We start from the raw sequence: 14,985 nt of genomic DNA on the forward strand, positions 1-14,985 counted from the left end.
TTGGCAGATGTTCCGTCAGTCGGTCTGCACCACCTGGCTATGCATAAGTTTCAGGAAGTCAAACATCTCCTTCATATCGCGGATCGGTTCGGCTATCAAAAGAAACAGACGGCCTGTTTGTTTGAGACGGCCTTTATTGGTGCCGGTTTGCAGGAAGGCGATCACTCGCTGGAACAGATCAGATTCAAAATAAGGTGAATCCGGACGGTTGATAAAGAAACAACGCAAGACATCATCTTTAAGCGACATTTTTTCAAATCCGAGTTCAACGGCCAGGCGCCTGCATCTTACGGTGGTAAACAGGTCATCGACCTGCGGAGGTACAGGACCAAAACGGTCGGCCAGCTCCTGCCGCATCATATCCAGTTCTTCATCATTCTCGCAGTTGTCCATGCGTTGATAAAGCGACAAACGTTCCGTGATACTTTCGACATAACTATCCGGAATGAGAATCTCCTGATCGGTGTCGATGGTACAATCCTGCACGAAATCATCTTGTTTGGAAATCTCCTCTTTAAAGAGGTCTTTGAATTCCGTGCGTTTCAATTCGCGGATCGCTTCTTCGAGTACTTTCTGGTACATTTCAAAACCGATCTCGGCCATGAAACCGCTTTGTTCGCCACCAAGCAGGTTGCCTGCGCCACGGATATCGAGGTCGCGCATGGCTATCTGGAAACCGCTGCCGAGTTCGCTGTGCTGCTCGAGTGTCTGCAAACGTTTACGCGAATCGGGCGGCAACGTGCTCATCGGCGGAGCGAGCAGGTAACAGAACGCTTTTTTATTACTGCGCCCCACCCGCCCACGCAGCTGGTGAAGATCACTCAGTCCGAAATGATGCGCATTGTTGATGATGATGGTATTGACGTTGGGAATGTCCACACCACTTTCCACGATATTGGTACAAACCAATACATCGTATTTTCTTTCGATGAAATCGAGAATTTTTTCTTCGAGTACATGTCCTTCCATCTGGCCGTGTGCATAGCTGACGCTGAGGTCAGGACAAAGCCCCTGGATGATGGCCGACATTTCTGCAAGACCACTGATGCGGTTATAAATAAAGAAGACCTGCCCGCCGCGTTCGGTTTCGTAATAGATCGCATCGCGGATCACATCTTCGTTGTATACGGCCACTTCCGTCTGGATGGGCTGGCGGTTGGGCGGCGGCGTATTGATGATGCTCAGGTCGCGCGCGCCCATTAAGGAGAACTGTAACGTGCGTGGTATTGGTGTAGCGGTCAACGTCAATGAATCCACGGTGGTACGCAGGGTCTTGATCTTTTCCTTGTGTGCCACACCAAACTTCTGTTCTTCATCCACGATCAGCAGACCGAGATCTTTGAACTTCACATCTTTTCCCAGGATACCATGTGTGCCTACAAGAATATCGATCTTTCCTTCTTCGAGACGTTTGAGCGTATCCTTTTTCTCTTTCGCCGTTTTGAACCGGTTGATATAGTCGACCGTAACGGGAAAATCTTTTAACCGGTCTTTGAAAGTTTTATAGTGCTGGAAGGCGAGGATTGTTGTCGGCACCAATATGGCGGCCTGTTTGCCGTCCACATTGGTTTTAAACGCCGCACGGACAGCGATCTCTGTTTTACCAAAACCCACATCGCCGCACACGAGGCGGTCCATCGGGGAGGGTTGTTCCATATCTTTTTTTACATCGGCGCTTGCCTTGCTTTGGTCTGGCGTGTCCTCGTAAATGAAAGAAGCTTCGAGTTCTGTCTGCAGGTAATTATCAGGTGAATGCGCAAAGCCTTCCTGCGCTTTGCGCTGTGCATATAACTTGATCAGGTCGAAGGCAATTTCCTTGACCTTGGTTTTTGTTTTTTCTTTCAGTCTTGCCCACGCATCGCTTCCGAGTTTGTTCACCTTGGGCACACTACCTTCCTTGCCGGTGTACTTGGCAATTTTGTGCAGCGAGTTGATGTTTACATACAAAATATCGCTGTCTTTATAAATAATACGGACAGCTTCCTGCATGCGGCCATTGGCTTCGATCTTCTGCAAGCCGCTGTACACACCAACACCATGATCGATATGTGTGACGTAATCGCCGGGTTGTAATTCGCGGAGCGTGCGGAGCGTAAGTGCCTTGTTTTTATTGTAGGCCTGCTTGACTTTGTATTTGTGATACCGCTGGAAAATCTGGTGATCGGTATAACAAACGAGTTTAACATCTTCATCCACAAATCCTTCGTGAATGGAAGACACGACCGGATCGAAAACGAGTTCCGACTTAAGGTCATCAAAAATCGTTTGCAGACGTTCCAGCTGACGCGGGTTCTCTGCAAAAATGCAAAGGCGGAAACCTTTCTCTTCCCAGCCCTTGAGATCGCGGATGAGCAGATCAAACTGGCGGTTGAAGGCGGGCTGCGCTTTGGTATGAAAAGCAATTTCGGCGGTAATGGAAGGCGTGGTATTGTGCGCGCCAAACTCTACCAGGTGGCGTGTGCTGACCTGCGTTTCCCATAATGCTGCAGAAATAAAATCGTCTTCTTTTACATTTTTCTTGCGCAGTTTATCCTCTTCTTCTTCCTGTTCTTTTTTTGAATGGGTAACGGGCTGTTCGTGTTTCAAACGGAGAAAGGCCTGCAGATCGTCGCCGGCAGCTTCGAGACGTTCGCGGCAAAGCTGATAATCTTCCACCCACACAACGGTGTTTTCGGGAAGAAACTCCATTAACGAAACCTGTTCGTCGGATTCGAATTGGGTTTCAACGTTGGGAATGATGCTTACCTGCAGCAGCTTGCGTTCGCTGAGCTGTGTTTCGGGATCGATGATCCGTATCGAGTCTACATCATTGCCGAAGAGTTCGATGCGGTAAGGTTTATCATTTCCGTAAGAATAAATATCGAGGATGCCGCCCCGGATAGCAAACTGTCCGGGTTCGTACACGAAATCGGTTCGTTGGAAGCCGTAGTCGGTGAGTTTCAGCAAAAGCTGGTTGGTATCGAGTACATCGCCCGACTTGATATGAATGATATTGGCGGAAAGCGTAGTGGGCAACACTACTTTCTCGAACAGCGCTTCCGGATGTGTGATAAGAACTTTTTTATTTCCGCCTCCGGCGATACGGGTGAGCGCTTCCGTCCGCAGCATTACATGCGAAGAGTTGAGTAACTCATAGTTCTTGCGGTTTTTAAACGAGGAAGGGAAATAAAAAATGTCGAGTCCACCGGTCAGGCTTTCCAGGCTGTTGAAAAAATAAGCCGCGTCTTCCGCATCATTCAGGATGATCAGGTGATTGAGCTGAGCGCAGGCCGGGTGGCCAAACACGGAAGCAGCAATAAAAGCTGGGGCACTGCCATGGAGCTGGGAAAGATGGAGTATCTGGGGTTGGGCATAGGTCAGCTTGTCCGCTACTTGAAAAAGGGCGGGTGAATGCTGGTACAACTGCAACAATTCAAAACTCATAGATGCTGGGGCAAAGTTAAGGCAAATTCAAAAGTCAAAAGTCAAAAGTCAAAAGTCAAAAAGCGCGTCGGGCGGGCTTGCAACTTAGCGCCTTTGCTCCTTATGCCTCTTTGCGTGACATGCAGATCGCATAACAGCACTCATTTTTGAATTTTGAATTATATGCCCTGGTAAAAGAATTGCCCCGGCGAAAGCCGTGAGCAAAGTCAAAATTCAAAAAGAAACATCGCGGGTTTGCAACTTAGCGCCTTTGCTCCTTATGCCCCTTTGCGTGACAAGAATATCGCATAGCAGCAATTTTCTGATTTTTGAATCGATTCATCCGGGTGCAAAAAAGAATTGCCCCGGCGAAAGCCAGGGCAATGGATATTCCGAACCGTCCAAGTGAGAAATATTTTTTAATTCAAAAGTCAAAAAAAGATCCAGCGTTCAGCCAGTGGTCTTTTTGAATTTTGACTTTTGAATTTTGAATTATTGTAAAACGATCTCGCCGACATCCAGCGGCTGATCTTTTACTTCAAGATTTTCCAATGTCACATCTTTAAAAGGTTCTTTAGCGTCGATAAATAGCCGGTAGGTGCCGGGCTTTACCTGCAACGAAAACGAACCAACACTGCTGATCAGTCCGCGAACAGTATCGGTAGTGCTGGCGGCCCATACGGAAATACCACCGTCAGGAGGTGAAACCTTACCTGTGATACCGCCTTGAATAATACTATTTTGTGCGTTGCCCTGACCGGAACGGAAGGCAAACATCAGACTGACCATTCCAATAAAGGCGGCCAGCACCAGGAGTCTTTTTTCCATTGCTCAAGAACTTAAAGATGATAAAGAACGATCTCCGGTGGTAAGAGGTAGCTGCCAGAACATTTTCAACTACTATGCCAATGGCTTTTTTCTGTGGATAACTCAATACATAATCACTCATTTAGGGGTTAACTCAGTCTGCCGCCGGGAAATCTACGATGCAGGTTTTTGCTACCCTCAAACAACCACTGAGCTTTTCGTACATTGTAGGAAATAAGCTTGCTATGGCTGCACAACCCTGGCGTACCGGTAAAGTGGTGCGTATCGAAAAGGAAACATATAATACCAACCGCTACTGGATCGAAATTCCTGAATTGGAACACTTCGAGTTCATTCCGGGACAGTTTGTAACCCTCGATCTGCCGATTCATGAAAAACCCAATAAACGATGGCGCAGTTATTCCATCGCGAGTTGGCCCGACGGAACGAATGTTTTTGAACTGGTGATCGTGCTGGTCGATGGAGGATTGGGCTCTACCTATATATTCAATGAAATAAAAGTGGGATCGGAACTTCAGATCCGCGGGCCGCAGGGTGTATTTACGCTGAGCGAAGAAAATCTGCAGAAAGAACTATTCCTGGTGTGTACCGGTACCGGCATCGCACCGTTCCGCAGTATGGTTCATCATCTGCACAGAGAGAATATTCCGCACAAAGGCATTTATATTATATATGGCTGCCGTACGCAGCAGGATTTATTATATTATGATGAGTTGCGCTCCCTGGAATTGGAGAACTTCCATTATATCCCTACGCTTTCCCGTGAAGAGTGGGAAGGCAAACGCGGTTATGTCCATGCCATCTATGAAGAACATTGCTGCGGCCGGCAGGACGCGACTTTTTTCTTATGTGGCTGGAAAAATATGATCGACGAGGCGAAGGAACGTATTCAGAAAATGGGATACGACCGGAAGGCAATACACCTGGAGCTATATGGGTAATTCAAAATTCAAGGAAGCGTTCCGCTATGCGATGCCTTTTTCACGCAAAGAGGCATAAGGAGCAAAGGCGCTAAGTAGTAAGTTTACCTGGTCGAAAGATTCAACCGCCCTGGTTCGTGTATACACGAACCAGGGAATTATGATTCACGTCTATATATTCACTCATTGATTTATTCCCCGGTCAAGCGCTGAACTGGCGCAAATGGTGATCGAGGTGTTTCCACATTGACTTACCCCATTGATCGGAGGTCATTTTTCCGAAGAACGGATGCGGATAACGGCCGGCCTTGCCCGGACCCAATTCATAAAAGTGCTGAATCTGCTGAAGGAGCAATGCTTTCTCTTTATCAAATTCCCGCTGATCGGCGATTTTGAGATAGGGAGCTGTTGGTAAACCTTGTTTCCAGGGTTTTTCGCTGTACAAAAAAGGCCGCATCAGCGGGCCGAGGATACGTCCGAGAAACATACGAGGTATTGGCTTCCCGCTGTTCGGTATGTCAAATATCCTGGTGCAATGCGCGAGCATCTGCGACACATCCATTTTACCCCAAACACGATTCACCGAAGGCGTTAATTGTTCGATACGTTGGACGATATCGCGGTAAGCAGCTTCGTCGAAAAGATTTTTTATTTCCATATTGTCAATCGTGAATAAATAGTACGCACTAATCCCTTGGTTCGTGTATACACGAACCAAGGGATTAGTTAATAACGTTCAGCGGCTGTTCCCCAAAACCTACACCCCTATGCCCATGCCTTATACCTTACGCCTTCCACCTTATACCTTCACTCTATCGCCGCCAACACCATCTCCTTCAGCTTGCTGACCGGCACACGCTCCTGCTCCATCGAGTCGCGGTGACGGATGGTAACCGTATTGTCTTCTTTCGTTTGGTAATCGACCGTTACGCAGAAAGGTGTTCCTATTGCATCCATACGGCGGTAGCGCTTTCCTATCGCATCTTTTTCCTCAAAAAAACAACGGAAGGAAGACCGACAATCTTTGATAATTTCCCGTGCGATATCTGGCAAGCCGTCCTTCTTAACCAATGGCAACACGGCCATCTTGATCGGCGCCAGTTTCGCAGGCAATTTCATTACCACTCGGCTGTCTGGTTTTTCCGGTGTGCTCAGGTCCTGCTCCTCGTACGAATTGCTTACCACGGCCAGGAACATCCGGTCGAGACCGATAGATGTTTCGATCACATAAGGAATATAATTCTGGTTGATCTCGGTATCGAAATATTGTTGTTTTTTCTTACTGAATTCCTGGTGACGGCTCAGGTCGAAATCCGTGCGGCTGTGAATACCTTCCAGCTCTTTGAAACCAATCGGGAAGTTGAATTCAATGTCACAGGCAGCATCGGCATAGTGTGCCAGTTTGATATGATCATGGAAACGATAGTTCTCTGCAGGCAAACCGAGACTCAGGTGCCATTGCAGGCGCTGCTCTTTCCAGTATTCATACCATTCTTTCTGCGTGCCGGGACGCACGAAGAATTGCATTTCCATCTGCTCGAATTCGCGCATGCGGAAGATGAACTGACGCGCCACGATTTCGTTGCGGAAAGCCTTACCGATCTGGGCAATACCAAAAGGTATTTTCATGCGGCCGGTTTTCTGCACATTGAGGAAGTTTACAAAAATGCCTTGCGCCGTTTCGGGACGCAGGTATACTTTATTATCATCGCCTTCTTCACTGACGGCACCGAATTCGGTCGCAAACATCAGGTTGAACTGGCGGATATCGGTCCAGTTGGAAGTGCCGCTGATCGGGCATTTGACACCGCGGTCGAGGATGAGTTTTTTTAATCCTTCAAAATCATCCTTGGCCAGCAGCCTGTCCATTTCGTTGAGCATGCCTTTGGCCTCATCATCACGACCATCTTTTTCCATCAGCTCGGCATGTGCTTCGATCAGGTGGTCTACGCGATAACGTTTTTTACTGTCTTTGTTATCGATCATGGGATCGTTGAAATTGTCCACGTGACCGCTGGCTTTCCAGGTGGTGGGATGCATAAAAATAGCCGCGTCGATGCCCACGATATTATCGTGCAATTGCGTCATGCTCTTCCACCAGTAATCTTTGATGTTCTTTTTGAGTTCGGCCCCCATCTGACCATAGTCATATACAGCCTGCAGACCATCATAGATCTCGCTGCTGGGAAAAATAAAACCGTACTCTTTACAATGAGAGATAATTGCCTGGAACTTATTCGTATCGTTTGCCATAGGCCGCAAAGATAAGCGAACAGAGCCTTTGCCGTATGCTTCCGCTAGTAGGTAAGAGGAAAAATGTGTTCGCTGCGGCGTTTCACATCGCCTTTTTGCGTGCGGAGTTCGTAGGCCATGGGAGTACAGCAGCTAACGTTGCAGAAACGCGGATAGAGGGTATAGATACGCTGTCCCTGGATTTCGAGAAAAAGCGTGTCCTTCACCTGATTCTTACCAGTCTCTACAGACAAATGCGCCGCTCCGAATGACCGGTTATAGGCTGTTACCGCCAATTCGATTCCGGCATTGTTGCTCACCGTAATATCCGAGGGTTGTAGAAGGGGATTAGTTGCAAATACGAGGTCTTCGCCCGTTTCTTCATCCAGCAATACAAACTTAAACAGATTGGTGGCGGGCTGGCAGTTCACGTCCGCGCACGTAGACATGTCAACGCAGGGAGAAGAGGAAGCATCGCCGCCTCTCCGGCATGCCATCAGCGTGAGCAGACAGATAGTAAGGATCGTTTTCGTAGTCATGCAATTTCTGACAACTGTTCGTGTCATTCCGTTGCAGATTCACCAGGTTTTTGCACCGGCTCGGCGGCATTTTGTGCGGCTACGGATGGTTGTGCCTGGATCGATTTTTCACTCTCCACTTCCACCTGTTCGATCCATACCGCATAATTATTCGGATAAATATGCGACCCCTGGCTTATGGCGTAAGCGCGGGTAAAAGCCGCACCGAAATAAAGAATGATCGCCGAATAATATACCCACAACAGGATCACGATCACGGAGCCTGCAGCGCCGTAGGCTGAAGACATTTTACTTTGACCCAGGTAAAGACCGATCAGGAACTTTCCTATCATGAACAAAGCGGCAGTAGTAAACGCCCCCGCGCGTACGTGCCGCCAGCGAATGCGGGCGTCCGGCAATACTTTAAAAATAAGACCAAAAAGAAAAGCGGTGATCGCAAACGTCAACAGCACATTCACGATATAAGCCAGTATCACCTGCGTTTCGGGAAATAACTGCGTCAGTCGCCCGATGAGCACGTCCATCATACCGTTTAATATCAATGATACCAGCAATAAAAATCCCAACGATACGACTACAGAGAAGGACAATAAACGGTTAATAATAAGTTTAAGCCATCCCCTGCCTTTTCGCGGTTTGGCTTTGAGATGCCAGATCAGGTTGATGGAATCCTGTATTTCTCCAAACACGCTCGTGGCACCAATGATGAGCGTGACCAGACCTACCACCGTGGCAAAACCGCTTTCGTTGCTCAGGGAAGCGTTGCGGATAATCTCCTGTACCTGCAGCGCCGCGTCTTGTCCCACAAACCCGGCTATCTGTCCGTATATACTTCCCTCAACCGCTTCTTTTCCATAGAACAGATCACTCACCCATATGATGATAATGATAAGACCTGGTAAGGAAAAAATAGTATAATAGGCCAGTGCCGCACTCAGTTTGATGGCGCGGTCGTTGGAGAAATCGGTAATAGACTGTTTGAGGAGTTTCCAGGTATTTTTAAGTGGCATATTTCATTATTAATCATACATAATGCCAAACTGAACTCACTGTAATTTAGGATTGTTGCGATGCCTTTCGCTGTCGCGTTGCGTTTTTTTATCCAAATTTTTCTGCAACGCGGTCGTGAGATCTACACCTGTTTGGTTGGCCAGGCAAAGTAATACCCACAATACATCGGCCATCTCATCACCGAGCTCGCGGCCGTTGTCGGATTCTTTGAAAGACTGGTCGCCGTACTGCCGTGCCATCAGGCGGGCGAGTTCTCCCACCTCTTCAGTAAGTATGGCAAGGTTGGTCAACTCACTGAAATATTTAACACCTACCGTTTTTATCCATTGGTCAACCGTATCCTGTGCTTCGCGAATAGTCATAACAAAGTATTTAGAACTTCCTTGCAATATAGCATGATTCTTGGCGTTATCCACAGACTTTCCACATTTCTGACACTACTAACCCTGATTCAATGCAACGGAAGGCGAGCCTTAAATGGATTGTTTACTTACTGATATTCATTTGTTTAGGTCAAATGAATCCACTCAACCTGCAAGCTGCAGTGCCTGTGGGCGACAGTATTGCCAAACCCTTTCGCATTCTTACGCACGGCAGGCAAATCACGATCCGCAGCCAGCAACCGATGCATAGTATAATGGTATGGACGGCCAGGGGACATCGTGTGGTAGAACAGAAAGATCTCAATGCGCAGGATTTCAATTTTACGGTAACGGTGAATGAAAAAATATTCTTCGTGATGATCCGGATGAAAAACGGGCAGACTTACTCCGAGAAAATAGGCATCTAGCTAATTTGAAAATTTGATGATTTGAAAATTTGAAAACGAACAGCCACAATGTTTAGCGATCCTTCACTATTGACTATTCACTATTCACTATTCACTATTCACATATTGACTTATTCACTTATTGACTTATTGACCTATTCCCGCTGTTTGCTATCAATCAAAATCGTCACCGGTCCATCATTCAGCAACGACACTTTCATATCCGCTCCGAAAACACCGGTCGCTACAGGCTTGCCGATGGCCGCTGACAACGCAGCTACAAATGATTCATATAAAGGAATGGCAAGCTCCGGCTTTGCCGCGCGGATATAGGAAGGACGATTGCCTTTGCGCGTGGAAGCGAAAAGTGTAAACTGACTGATTAGCAGAATGCCTCCGTCAATTTCCACAACGGAACGGTTCATCACACCTTGTTCGTCATTGAAAATACGCAACCCGGCAATCTTTGCACTGAGCCAACTGATATCATCAGGACCATCTGCCGCTTCGACGCCCAGCAGGATCAACAATCCGTTTGCTATTTCTCCGTTAATGGCACCATCGATCTTCACCGATGCCTCCGTCACGCGTTGTATCACAGCTCTCATAAGTTTGTATCTTTATGCGAAGGTAGAAGGTGGAAGGCATACGGTGTAAGGTTAAACAGCACTGGCTGTCTATTCACTATTCACCATTGACCTTTTTGAATTTTGACTTTTGAATTTTGAATTACATGGCTCCCGATATTTCCCGTGAAATCGTTTACCAGACCACCCGCAGCGGCGGCAAAGGCGGGCAAAACGTAAACAAAGTTGAAACAGCCGTCATTGCGGCCTTTCACATACAAAATTCCGCGATACTGACGGCGGAACAAAAAGACCTGATCGCTGTAAAACTGGCCAACCGCATCAACAGCGAAGGCTGGTTGCAGTTCAAAGTGCAGGAACATCGCACGCAGCTTTACAATAAAGAAACAGCCACACTCCGCATGCATCAATTGATCGGAGAAGCGCTGGCAAAAAAGAAGCCACGCATTGCCACACGCGTAAGCAAAGCAGCGAAAGAGAAGAGATTGGAGTCAAAGAAAAGACAGACCACCCGCAAGGCTGACCGCCGCAAATTCAAACCGGGAGACTTTTAATGTCAAGATTGTTTACCACCATAGTGTCGTTGCTCGTTCTCACAATCGCACTCGGCTACCTCGCATCCGGTTGCCGGAAATCCGACAATCCAAACAGCCTTACCTATCTCGCACAAACAGTTCCTGCAGGATTTCCTGACCCCTCTTTCCGTTTTGCCGGCAACCCTTTATCCAAAGAGGGATTTGAACTGGGAAGAAAATTGTTTTATGATGGCCGGCTCTCGCTCGACGGCAATTTTCCCTGCTCGTCCTGCCACCAGCAGGAAGCGGCTTTTGGCTTGTTCGATCACGACCGCGCACACGGTTACAATAATTCCCATACGCTTCGCAATGCGCCACCACTGTTCAATCTTGCCTGGCAAAAAGGCTATCATTGGGACAGCGCTTATGCTTCTATTTATGCAGCCATAGCACAACCGATCAATGGCCATATTGAAATGGCGGAATCATTTACCGGCGTTACTCGAAAATTACAGGCCGATCCTGCTTATCGTGCGGCTTTTAAAAAGGTATTCGGCACGCAATTCATTCAACCGGATCATATATTGAAAGCACTTGAGCAGTTCACCGGTTCGCTGCTATCGGCCGATTCAAAATATGATCGTGTAAAAAGAGGCGAGGCAAGTTTCACAGCCAATGAACAAAGCGGTTATGCCTTGTTTCTTGTCAAATGTAACAGTTGCCATACCGAACCATTGTTCACCGATCATCGTTTCCGCAACAATGGTCTTCCTGTTGATCCGGCGTTAAATGATTTCGGGAAAATGATGACGACCCGCCAATCGAGAGATTCTTTGCTTTTCAAAGTGCCGTCGTTGCGCAATGTGGCCGTAAGCAATAACTATATGCACGATGGCCGCTTCAATACACTTGCGCAGTGCCTCATTCATTACCGCAGCAACGTACAATCCGGCCCCACCCTTGATCCGCAACTGACCGGCGGCATTCCCCTGACCGACACCGAGATCCGCCAGCTGGTCGAATTCATGGGCACCCTGACCGATACGGGGTTTGTGCGGAATCCGGCGCTGGGCCGGCCGTAGACAATGTGAAAATGTGTAAATGTGGAAATGGACTACAGCCACAAAAAAGCGCGAGGACTAGCCTCGCGCCTGACAAACATTTTCACATTTGCACATTCACGGGGCCGCAGGCCTCGTGACACATTTACACATTATTTCCTCCTTCCCCGCAACGCATCCAGCACTCCGCGCTGTTTCTCCAGTTCTTTTTCCTGGTTGGCCTGATCCTTTTCATTGGTCTTGAGATCGTCCTGGAGCTTACGGAGTTTCTTTTCCATATCGGCTTTATCGTCCTGCATGGTCTTGTATTTTTTCTCCGCTTTCGCGAGATTATCTTCCTGTGCTTTGATATCTACTTCCAGGCTGCTGCTCTCGATGTCGGGAGACAGGTTGCCCAAGAAATATTTACCGTTGGAATTGGTTGAACCGCTTTCCGCGCTCAACGCATTGGCGCCGTTCATCACCATGTAAACGATCGAACTGTTTTTGTCGCGGCGGCTTTTACGCTCAACCTTGAAGGCATAATCCATTGGAGAACTGCTGATATCACTGATAGTAGCCCCGCTGTAAACCAGAAAGCCTTTGCTGGACTTTGCTTTCAGTCCTATCTTCTCCATCTTTTGTTTGATGGCACTTTCCACCAGGTCCGGTGGATAATTATATTCCATCACCAACGCTGGTTGTTCGGTTTTCTGGTAAGACACTTTTCCTTCGTACACCTGTGCAGAAGCAGTAAGGCCGGCGGCCATAAAAAGCCCGATAAAAAATCTTTTCATAAACGAAGATTTTAGTAACTAATAAAAAATGATGTTGAATAGATCAGCACACGGCAGTAAAGGATTACTAATAACCCGTGCTGCGGGTTTAGAGGGGACGACAAAGATACGCTTTTTTTAAAAATAGGGTTTCCCGGGCCGGCAGCTACCGGAAATCTGCGCGTAAACCTGTAGGTTTGTCGAAAGAATTGTATTTCATTGAGCAGTATTAAACAACTGGCGGGACAAACGATGTGGTACGGGGTAAGTTCTATTGCCGCCCGCTTTCTTAACTATTTATTAACGCCCTACCTCACCAGCGCGCTGCTCACGTCTGCCTATGGGGAAATGCAACTGATCTATTCACTCATTCCTTTTCTCAATATCCTTTTTACCTATGGTCTTGAAACGGCTTATTTCCGTTACATCCAAAAAAAAGAACAGGCAGCCGACGTTTACGACACCATTACGGTAAGCCTGATCATCAGCACCGTCAGCCTTACCACGCTGATGATTCTTTTCCGCGGCGCCATAGCCGATATCATTTCCCTGCAAGATCATACGGAATATATTACCTGGTGTGCCTTCATCATCGGGCTGGATGCACTCACCACTATCGCCTTTGCCAAGTTGCGGCACGACAACCGGCCCGTCAAATACGCCGTGATACGGATCTCCGGCATTCTTGTTTATATCGCACTTACCATCTTTTTCCTGTCCGTTTGCCCGCGTATTGCCAAAGACCATCCCGATCATTTCCTGCTGCTGTTCTACAAACCGGGCATGGAAGTCGGCTATCTGATCCTTGCCAATGTGGCCCAGAGCCTTTTCACCTTTATTTTGCTGCGCAAGGAATTTTTCGCCTTCCGCTGGCGTTTCAATAAGACTTTGTGGCGCGAGATCATGCGGTATTCCATGCCTTTGCTCATCGTGGGTTTTGGCGGCATGGTCAATGAAACGATGGACCGCATCATGCTCCGGTGGTGGTCCACTTCCGCTGATCCATTGACGGAGATCGGTATTTACTCCGGCTGTTACAAACTTTCCATCCTCATCACATTGTTTGTACAGGCGTTCAGAATGGGTGCAGAACCGTTTTTCTTTAAGCAATCGCAGGGAGAGAATCCGCAACGCACGTATGCGCGCGTGATGAAGTTTTTTGTGATCGCCGTATGCCTGATGTTCCTGGTGGTGGTATTGTACCTCGATATATGGAAACATTTTTTAAGCCGTGAAACCTACTGGACCGGTTTGCGTGTGGTGCCCATTTTGTTACTGGCCAACATGTTTCTCGGTATTTATTACAATCTCAGCATCTGGTACAAAGTCACCAACCGCACGAGAGCCGGTGCAACCATCACTTTTATCGGCGCAGGCATCACTTTATTGATTAACTTTTTATTCATCCCGAGCTTTGGTTACATGGCCTGCGCATGGGCCACTTTCCTTTGTTATGGCACTATGATGGTGTTGTCGTTTGTATGGGGACAAAAAGTTTATCGCATTCCTTACGCCTGGAAGAAACTGGTAGCTTATATCGTGATCGTGGTGTTGCTCTATGGCATAGCGATCTTATTCGGCAAAATCGGGCTAGGAACCGCCGCCAATTTTGCTTTTTCTACTTTACTGCTGGCGCTTTTCGGATGGTTTATTCTCAACGTGGAGAAAAAAGAATTCAGCCGCATGCCGGTCATTGGAAAATTTATCCGCTGATCAGCCGCCCATACTTATTGCCGTACCGGTAAAACGGGTTAACTTCACGCCGCAAAATCAAAGTTTACTCCCCTCATTATGACATTACTGGAAAAACAGCTCGTGATAAAGCGTTCATCTTTACCAGGGGCTGGGAAAGGTCTTTTTACGAAAAACTTTATTCCCAAAGGCACGCCGATCGTAGAATACAAAGGAAAGATCACCACCTGGAAAGAAGTAGAACACAACAACGGTGAGAACGGTTACATCTACTACGTTAAACGTTCACATGTGATCGATGCAAGCAACAATACGGAAGAACTTGCCCGCTATGCCAACGATGCCCGCGGCATTACGCGCGTGAAAGGTGTTACCAACAACGCCGAGTATGTGGAAGACGGTGTACGCGTTTTTATCCAGGCCAAAAAAGACATCCCCGCCGGTTCGGAGATTTTTGTTCCTTACGGAAAAGAATACTGGGATGTGATCCGTCATAATATCCGGCTGGAGCAGTCTAACCGTGAGCGTGCCGCGAAGAAAGGCGAACGGCGGTAGGTTTAAGGCTTAAGGTGGAACAGCCGCCCGATACTTCGGGCGTGAGTATTAAGTTATAAGTAGTAAGTGAAGCTTAAGATATAAGGTGTAAGGCTATTTATTCACGATTGACCATTCAC

15 protein-coding genes are annotated in these 14,985 nt (G+C 47.5%); 6 read left to right on the plus strand and 9 right to left on the minus strand.

Annotated elements, in window-relative coordinates; genetic code table 11:
• Nucleotides 1-15 precede the first annotated feature (15 nt).
• Nucleotides 16-3,423 (minus strand): transcription-repair coupling factor, encoded by a 3,408-nt coding sequence (gene mfd, locus H608_RS0113240; RefSeq protein WP_028788094.1) that lies wholly within the window; start codon nucleotides 3,421-3,423, stop codon nucleotides 16-18.
• Nucleotides 3,424-3,894: 471 nt separating this feature from the next.
• A complete protein-coding gene (locus tag H608_RS0113245) occupies nucleotides 3,895-4,230 on the minus strand; it encodes a hypothetical protein (protein WP_028788095.1) in 336 nt (111 codons plus the stop codon).
• Nucleotides 4,231-4,454: 224 nt separating this feature from the next.
• Here H608_RS0113245 and H608_RS0113250 point away from each other — a divergent pair, with 224 nt between their 5' ends.
• Entirely contained in the window at nucleotides 4,455-5,171 is a 717-nt protein-coding gene (locus H608_RS0113250) for a ferredoxin--NADP reductase (protein ID WP_028788096.1), read from the plus strand.
• Between the two features lie 181 nt (nucleotides 5,172-5,352).
• On the opposite strand, the gene H608_RS0113255 is transcribed toward H608_RS0113250, so the two are convergent.
• The 5 genes from H608_RS0113255 to H608_RS0113275 form a co-directional block, all read right to left on the minus strand.
• Nucleotides 5,353-5,808, minus strand: coding sequence for a DUF1569 domain-containing protein (locus H608_RS0113255; RefSeq protein ID WP_051268299.1), 456 nt, complete (start codon nucleotides 5,806-5,808; stop codon nucleotides 5,353-5,355).
• Nucleotides 5,809-5,957: 149 nt separating this feature from the next.
• A complete protein-coding gene (locus H608_RS0113260; RefSeq protein WP_028788098.1) occupies nucleotides 5,958-7,403 on the minus strand; it encodes a glycine--tRNA ligase in 1,446 nt (481 codons plus the stop codon).
• Nucleotides 7,404-7,447: 44 nt separating this feature from the next.
• Nucleotides 7,448-7,921, minus strand: coding sequence for a hypothetical protein (locus H608_RS0113265; protein WP_028788099.1), 474 nt, complete (start codon nucleotides 7,919-7,921; stop codon nucleotides 7,448-7,450).
• Between the two features lie 23 nt (nucleotides 7,922-7,944).
• Entirely contained in the window at nucleotides 7,945-8,931 is a 987-nt protein-coding gene (locus H608_RS22335; RefSeq protein ID WP_051268301.1) for a YihY/virulence factor BrkB family protein, read from the minus strand.
• Nucleotides 8,932-8,967: 36 nt separating this feature from the next.
• Complete coding sequence (locus tag H608_RS0113275; protein ID WP_028788100.1) at nucleotides 8,968-9,294, minus strand: nucleotide pyrophosphohydrolase; 327 nt, start codon at nucleotides 9,292-9,294, stop codon at nucleotides 8,968-8,970.
• Nucleotides 9,295-9,449: 155 nt separating this feature from the next.
• On the opposite strand from H608_RS0113275, the gene H608_RS0113280 reads away from it, so the two are divergent.
• Nucleotides 9,450-9,722 (plus strand): hypothetical protein, encoded by a 273-nt coding sequence (locus tag H608_RS0113280; protein WP_028788101.1) that lies wholly within the window; start codon nucleotides 9,450-9,452, stop codon nucleotides 9,720-9,722.
• A gap of 134 nt (nucleotides 9,723-9,856) precedes the next feature.
• On the opposite strand, the gene dtd is transcribed toward H608_RS0113280, so the two are convergent.
• Nucleotides 9,857-10,309 (minus strand): D-aminoacyl-tRNA deacylase, encoded by a 453-nt coding sequence (gene dtd / locus H608_RS0113285; protein ID WP_028788102.1) that lies wholly within the window; start codon nucleotides 10,307-10,309, stop codon nucleotides 9,857-9,859.
• A gap of 125 nt (nucleotides 10,310-10,434) precedes the next feature.
• On the opposite strand from dtd, the gene arfB reads away from it, so the two are divergent.
• Together arfB and H608_RS0113295 are read left to right on the plus strand one after the other, a co-directional pair.
• The gene (arfB, locus tag H608_RS0113290; protein WP_038008419.1) at nucleotides 10,435-10,842 is read left to right on the plus strand and encodes an alternative ribosome rescue aminoacyl-tRNA hydrolase ArfB; all 408 of its coding nucleotides are present in this window, start codon (nucleotides 10,435-10,437) and stop codon (nucleotides 10,840-10,842) included.
• A complete protein-coding gene (locus tag H608_RS0113295) occupies nucleotides 10,842-11,885 on the plus strand; it encodes a cytochrome-c peroxidase (protein WP_028788104.1) in 1,044 nt (347 codons plus the stop codon). The genes arfB and H608_RS0113295 overlap by 1 nt, the downstream gene beginning before the upstream one ends.
• Nucleotides 11,886-12,016: 131 nt before the next feature.
• On the opposite strand, the gene H608_RS0113300 is transcribed toward H608_RS0113295, so the two are convergent.
• The gene (locus H608_RS0113300; RefSeq protein WP_028788105.1) at nucleotides 12,017-12,640 is read right to left on the minus strand and encodes a hypothetical protein; all 624 of its coding nucleotides are present in this window, start codon (nucleotides 12,638-12,640) and stop codon (nucleotides 12,017-12,019) included.
• Between the two features lie 198 nt (nucleotides 12,641-12,838).
• Between H608_RS0113300 and H608_RS0113305 the strand changes: the two genes are divergently transcribed.
• Both H608_RS0113305 and H608_RS0113310 read left to right on the plus strand, forming a co-directional pair.
• Nucleotides 12,839-14,332 carry a lipopolysaccharide biosynthesis protein gene (locus H608_RS0113305; RefSeq protein WP_028788106.1) on the plus strand — a complete coding sequence of 498 codons (1,494 nt, stop codon included), beginning with the start codon at nucleotides 12,839-12,841 and terminating at the stop codon, nucleotides 14,330-14,332.
• Between the two features lie 78 nt (nucleotides 14,333-14,410).
• Entirely contained in the window at nucleotides 14,411-14,866 is a 456-nt protein-coding gene (locus H608_RS0113310; protein ID WP_028788107.1) for an SET domain-containing protein, read from the plus strand.
• Nucleotides 14,867-14,985 lie beyond the last annotated feature (119 nt).

Source organism: Terrimonas ferruginea DSM 30193, assembly GCF_000425585.1.
Classification (GTDB): domain Bacteria; phylum Bacteroidota; class Bacteroidia; order Chitinophagales; family Chitinophagaceae; genus Terrimonas; species Terrimonas ferruginea.